This is a genomic window from Actinomadura sp. NPDC048032, from assembly GCF_040653175.1.
GTDB classification, from domain to species: Bacteria; Actinomycetota; Actinomycetes; order Streptosporangiales; family Streptosporangiaceae; genus Spirillospora; species Spirillospora verrucosospora.
This window is the reverse complement of sequence record NZ_JBEZJP010000471.1, coordinates 1-5,916: the sequence shown is the minus strand read 5'-3', so window position 1 is coordinate 5,916 and position 5,916 is coordinate 1. Positions and strand designations below refer to the sequence as shown.

The window sequence follows — 5,916 nt, the reverse complement described above, 5'->3', positions numbered from 1 at the left end:
CATCGGGACGGCCGCGCGGGCCGCCGCGGGCGTCGGCTTGACCGCCGGGGGACGTCCCGCGAACACCTGCGACGGCGACGGGACGGGGCTGGTGCGCTGCGCGGCGGCCGCAGCGTCGCGGACCGCGGCGGCGGAGCCGGGCGCGGGCACCGGCAGGACCTTGGCCTTGGTGAAGTACGGGCGCAGGAACTCGGCGGGCAGCACCTCGACCGTGTCGGACTCCCACACCAGCCACTCGGCCTGGTTGGAGCCGTGCGTCGGCTCCACGCCCCACAGGTGCACGCGGACGCCGTAGCGCTGCGCGGCCTCCACGGCGGGCAGCATGTCCTCGTCGCCGGCCAGCAGCACCGCGTCGGTGATCGCGCGATGCCGGGCCAGGGCCTCCAGGTCGGCGCGCAGCTGGGCGTCCACGCCCTTCTGCTGCCCCTGCGCGTTCAGGTTGCCCAGGCGCAGCTTCACCAGCGGCAGGTTGGCGATCACCCGCTGGTCGACGGTCGGCTGGCGCCTCGGCGCGGCGTCGAACCAGTACACCCGCAGCAGCTCGCCGCGCCGCTGCTCGTCGGCGTGGTCGGTGAGCGCCTTGATCAACTTCTCCGCGGCGACCCGGTACTCGCGCCGGGAACCGCAACCGAGCAGGAGGGCCCCGGAGGCCGCGTAGAGGTATCCCGCGTCGACGAAGATCGCGTATCGCGCGGGCTGAGGGACGTACTCCGAGGTGGCCATGGCCTTCCACCTTATTCGTGCGGAGCGCCCTGCCGGGTGCGAACCACGCTTAGATGTCGCGGGGCCGCCCGGCGCGGCCGGCGCCGGGCGTCAGCGCGGCAGACCGCTCGCCCTCCACGCGCCCGGCCCCCGTGGCCGCGGCCCGCCCGCGAGAGAGGCGCGGACGAGCCGGGAGCGGTCGGCCCAGCGCGACGGGGCGGGCGGGGCCGCGCCGTCGCCGGACGCGGCGGCCGCCCGGGCGCGGGCGGTCAGCACGGCGACGAGGGCCGCGACCTCCTCCGGACCCGGGTCGCCGCGGACGACCCGGAGGAACGGCTTGCTGTCGGCGGTCACAAGATCTCCAACATTCCCGGCGTGTCCCCGCTAGAGCGGGATGTTCCCATGCTTCTTGGGCGGCAGGGTCTTGCGCTTCTCGCGCAGCGCCCGCAGCGCCCGCACGACCTGCCCGCGCGTCTCGGACGGCTTGATCACGTTATCGATGTAGCCGCGGTCCGCCGCGATGTAGGGATTGGCGAGCGCGTCCTCGTACTCGGTGATCAGCTCGGCGCGGCGGGCGTCGGGGTCGTCCGCGGCGGCCAGCTCGCGCCGGTACAGGATGTTGACCGCGCCCTGCGCGCCCATCACGGCGATCTGCGCGGTCGGCCAGGCCAGGTTGATGTCGGCGCCGAGGTGCTTGGACCCCATGACGTCGTAGGCGCCGCCGTAGGCCTTGCGGGTGATGATCGTGACGAGCGGGACGGTGGCCTCGGCGTAGGCGTACAGGAGCTTCGCGCCGCGCCGGATGATCCCGTTCCACTCCTGGTCGGTGCCGGGCAGGAAGCCGGGGACGTCCACGAACGTCAGCACCGGGATGTTGAAGGCGTCGCACGTCCGGACGAACCGGGCGGCCTTCTCGGAGGCGTCGATGTCGAGCGTCCCGGCGAACTGCATCGGCTGGTTGGCGACGACGCCGACCGAGTGGCCCTCGACCCGGCCGAAGCCGACGATGATGTTGGGCGCGTACAGCGCCTGGACCTCCAGGAACTCGCCGTCGTCCAGCACGTGCTCGATGGCGGTGTGCATGTCGTACGGCTGGTTCGGGGAGTCGGGGATGAGGGAGTCGAGCTCCTCGTCCACCTCGGAGGGGTCGACGGGCACGTCGAACGCGGGCGCGTCCGAGAGGTTGTTCGACGGCAGGTACGACAGCAGCGCCTTGACGTACTCGATCGCGTCGTCCTCGTCCGACCCCTGGTAGTGGGCGACCCCGGAGCGCGAGTTGTGCGAGTGGGCGCCGCCGAGCTCCTCCATGGTCACCTCCTCGCCGGTGACCGTCTTGATGACGTCCGGCCCGGTGATGAACATGTGGGACGTCTGGTCCACCATGACGATGAAGTCGGTGATCGCGGGGGAGTACACGGCCCCGCCCGCGCACGGCCCCATGACCAGCGAGATCTGCGGGATGACGCCGGAGGCGTGCACGTTCCGCTTGAAGATCTCCGCGTACAGGCCGAGCGCGACCACGCCCTCCTGGATCCGCGCGCCGCCCGAGTCGTTGATGCCGATCACCGGGCAGCCGGTCGTGACCGCGTGGTCCATGACCTTGCAGATCTTCTCGCCGAAGACCTCGCCGAGGGAGCCGCCGGAGACGGTGAAGTCCTGGCTGAAGACCGCGACGGGACGTCCGTCGACCGTGCCGTACCCGGTGACGACGCCGTCGCCGTAGGGGCGGTTCTTCTCCATCCCGAAGTTGGTGGAGCGGTGCCGCGCCATCTCGTCGAACTCGACGAACGAGCCGGGGTCCAGGAGCGCGTCGATCCGCTCCCGGGCCGTCATCTTGCCCTTGGCGTGCTGCTTCTCCACGGCGCGCGCCGAGCCGGCGTGCACCGCCTCGTAGCGGCGCCGTTCCAGATCCGCGATCTTTCCCGCCGTGGTGTGGATGTCGTAGTCCACCGGGGGTTCAGGGGCTTCCATCGCCATGCGCGCCAGGGTAACCGCCCGCTGATGCGGCGCTCGCGGCCGGGGCCCGCTGACCGGGACGGACGCGGGCCCGCGGGACGCGCGGGCCGGTGGGGAAGCGCCTCGCGGCCTCTCGTTACCCTTGGTCGGGTGGCTACGAAGACGCGAGACATCCTCCGGCAGGACATGCCCGAACCGCTGCGCCGCGACGTGCGGCTGCTCGGCGCCATGCTCGGCGACTCCCTCGTGGAGTACGGCGGGCCGGGACTTCTGGAGGACGTCGAGCGGCTCCGCCACGCGGTGATCGCGGCCCGCCGCGGCGAGACGGGCGGGGACGACGTCGCCGCGATCGTCGACGGCTGGTCGCTGGAGCGCGCCCGGCAGGTCGCCCGCGCGTTCACCGTGTACTTCCACCTGACGAACCTGGCCGAGGAGCACCACCGCATCCGGACGCTGCGGGAGCGCGACACCGGCGGCGCCGTCTCCGGGTCCGTGGCCGCCGCGGTCGAGGAGATCCGCGCCGCGGGCGACGGCCGGCTCGACGCCGTCGTCGAGGGCCTGGAGTTCCGGCCGGTGTTCACCGCGCACCCCACCGAGGCCCGCCGCCGCGCGGTCGTCACCGCCATCCAGCGGATCAGCGACCTGCTGGCCCGGCTGAACGGCGACCCCGGAGCGAGCGAGCGCGAGGAGACCGAGCGCAGCCTCCGCGAGGAGATCGACCTGCTGTGGCGGACCGCGCTGCGCCGGATCTCCCAGATGGACCCGCTGGACGAGGTCCGCACCGCGATGGCCGCGTTCGACGAGACGATCTTCCGGGTCGTCCCGCACGTCTACCGGTCCCTGGACCGCGCCCTGGACGGCGAGGGCTCCGGCGCCCGGCCGCCGAAGGCCCGCCCCTACCTGCGGTTCGGCAGCTGGATCGGCGGCGACCGCGACGGCAACCCCTACGTCACCGCGCAGGTCACCCGGGACGCCGTCATGATCCAGGCGGACCACGTCCTGCGCGCCCTGGAGGCGGCGTGCGCCCGGATCGGCCGGGAGCTGACCGTCCACGAGTCGACGACCCCGGCGTCCGGCGACCTGCTGAACGCCCTCGCCGCCGCCCGGACCGCCCACCCGCGGCTGCTCGGCGAGACCGCCAAGCGGTCGCCCGGGGAGCCGCACCGCCAGTTCCTCCTGCACGCCGCCGCCCGCATCTCCGCGACCCGCGAGCGCGACGCCGACCTCGCCTACGCCTCCCCGGAGGAGCTGCTCGCCGACCTGCGCACCGTCCAGGACTCCCTCGCCGCCGCGGGCGCCCCCCGGCAGGCGTACGGGCGCGTCCAGCAGCTCATCTGGCAGGTCGAGACGTTCGGCTTCCACCTCGCCGAGCTGGAGATCCGCCAGCACTCCGAGCTGCACGAGAAGGCCCTCGCCGAGGTGCGCTCCGGAGGCCCGCGCTCGGAGATGACCGAGGAGATCCTGGAGACGCTCCGGGTCATCGCCTGGATCCAGCAGCGGTTCGGCGTCCGCGCCTGCCACCGCTACATCGTCTCCTTCACCCGCTCCGCCGAGGACATCGCCAACGTGCACGCCCTCGCCGAGACCCTCGGCGAGGGCGCCCCCGTCCTGGACGTGATCCCGCTGTTCGAGACCGGCGAGGACCTGGAGCGCGCGCCGTCCGTCCTCGACGGGATGCTGGAGATCCCGGCCGTGCGGCGCCGGCTGGAGGACACCGGCCGCCGCCTGGAGGTCATGCTCGGCTACTCCGACTCGGCCAAGCAGCTCGGCCCGACCAGCGCCACCCTGCGGCTCTACGACACGCAGGAGGCCCTCGCCGCGTGGGCGGCGCGGGCCGGCGTGACGCTCACGCTGTTCCACGGCCGCGGCGGCTCCCTGGGCCGCGGCGGCGGACCCGCGAACCGCGCGATCCTGGCGCAGGCGCCGGGCTCGGTCGGGGGCCGCTTCAAGGTCACCGAGCAGGGCGAGGTCATCTTCGCCCGGTACGGCCACGCCGAGATCGCCAAGCGGCACGTCGAGCAGGTCACCAGCGCCGTCCTGCTCGCCTCGACCGACGCCGTCCAGGACCGCGCCCGCGAGGCGGCCGCCCGCTTCCGCCCCCTCGCCGACAAGATCAGCGAGGCGGCCAGGGCCGCCTTCCGGTCCCTCATCGAGACCGAGGACTTCGCCCTCTGGTTCGCCCGGGTCAGCCCCCTGGAGGAGATCGCCGAGCTGCGCATCGGCTCCCGCCCGGCCCGCCGCAAGGCCGCCCGCGGCCTGGAGGACCTGCGCGCCATCCCCTGGGTGTTCGCCTGGACGCAGACCCGCGTCAACCTCCCCGGCTGGTACGGCCTCGGCAGCGGCCTCGCCGCCGTCTCCGACGACGGCCGCGACCTCGCCGAGCTCCGCGAGGCCTACGAGGCGTGGCCGCTGTTCAACACCCTCCTCGACAACGCCGAGATGAGCCTCGCCAAGTCCGACCGGGCGATCGCCGAGCGCTACCTGGCCCTCGGCGAGCGCCCCGAGCTCTCCGAGACCGTCCTGACCGAGTACGACCGCACCCGCCGCCTCGTCCTGGCGGTCACCGGCCACGACCGCCTCCTGGAGAACCGCAGGGTCCTCTCCCGCGCGGTCGAGCTTCGCAACCCCTACGTGGACGCGCTCTCCCACCTCCAGCTGCGGGCCCTGAAGGCGCTGCGCGCGGGCGTGGAGGACGACGCGGAGCGCGCCCACCTGGAGGACCTGCTCCTGCTGTCGGTCAACGGCGTCGCCGCCGGCCTCCAGAACACGGGCTGACCATGATCAGACCCGCCGCCCAGCCGGACCGCCTCCGCATCGAGGAGATCGTCGAAGCGGCCTACGCCCCCTGGGCCGAGATCATCGGCGCCCGCCCGATCCCCATGGACGCCGACTACGCGACCCTGATCGACGCGGGCCAGGTCTTCGTGACCGTCCCCGGGGACGGCCTGATCGTCCTCGTCCCCGAGGACGGCGTCCTCCTGATCGAGAACGTGGCCGTGGACCCCGACCGCCACGGCCGGGGCATCGGCCGAACGCTCCTGGCGTTCGCCGAGGAGCGCGCCCGCACGCTCTCCCTGCCCCGCCTGCGCCTGTACACCAACGAGCTGATGACCCCCAACATCGCCCTCTACGAGCGCCTCGGCTACCGCGAGACGGGCCGCGAGACCATCGGCGGCCGGGGCATCGTCCACATGGCGTTGGTGAGCGACTCCTGGACGATCCGGTAGGCGGTCGTCGTCACCTCGGCGGGGAGCCTGC

At 73.4% G+C, this 5,916-nt stretch carries 5 protein-coding genes; 2 read left to right on the top strand and 3 right to left on the bottom strand.

The features are described 5' to 3' along the window. The 3 genes from AB0C69_RS36610 to AB0C69_RS36600 all read right to left on the bottom strand — a co-directional run. Positions 1-723 (bottom strand): NYN domain-containing protein (locus AB0C69_RS36610; protein ID WP_360360130.1); only part of this gene is annotated, 723 nt, incomplete at its 3' end. Positions 724-813: 90 nt separating this feature from the next. Further along, the gene (locus AB0C69_RS36605; protein ID WP_353835797.1) at positions 814-1,056 is read right to left on the bottom strand and encodes an acyl-CoA carboxylase epsilon subunit; all 243 of its coding nucleotides are present in this window, start codon (positions 1,054-1,056) and stop codon (positions 814-816) included. 30 nt (positions 1,057-1,086) lie between these two features. Then, complete coding sequence (locus tag AB0C69_RS36600; RefSeq protein WP_345187295.1) at positions 1,087-2,679, bottom strand: acyl-CoA carboxylase subunit beta; 1,593 nt, start codon at positions 2,677-2,679, stop codon at positions 1,087-1,089. A gap of 165 nt (positions 2,680-2,844) precedes the next feature. Here AB0C69_RS36600 and AB0C69_RS36595 point away from each other — a divergent pair, with 165 nt between their 5' ends. After that, positions 2,845-5,433 carry a phosphoenolpyruvate carboxylase gene (locus tag AB0C69_RS36595; protein WP_360360133.1) on the top strand — a complete coding sequence of 863 codons (2,589 nt, stop codon included), beginning with the start codon at positions 2,845-2,847 and terminating at the stop codon, positions 5,431-5,433. Positions 5,434-5,435: 2 nt separating this feature from the next. Then, on the top strand, positions 5,436-5,885 hold the full coding sequence (locus AB0C69_RS36590; protein ID WP_360360125.1) for a GNAT family N-acetyltransferase: 450 nt from the start codon (positions 5,436-5,438) through the stop codon (positions 5,883-5,885). Positions 5,886-5,916 lie beyond the last annotated feature (31 nt).

Bases quoted from the DNA above. Each gene is read 5' to 3' on its own strand.
- AB0C69_RS36590 (WP_360360125.1), top strand. From the start codon at position 5,436: ATGATCAGACCCGCCGCCCAGCCGGACCGCCTCCGCATCGAGGAGATC.
- AB0C69_RS36595 (WP_360360133.1), top strand. From the start codon at position 2,845: ATGCCCGAACCGCTGCGCCGCGACGTGCGGCTGCTCGGCGCCATGCTC.
- AB0C69_RS36600 (WP_345187295.1), bottom strand. From the start codon at position 2,679: ATGGCGATGGAAGCCCCTGAACCCCCGGTGGACTACGACATCCACACC.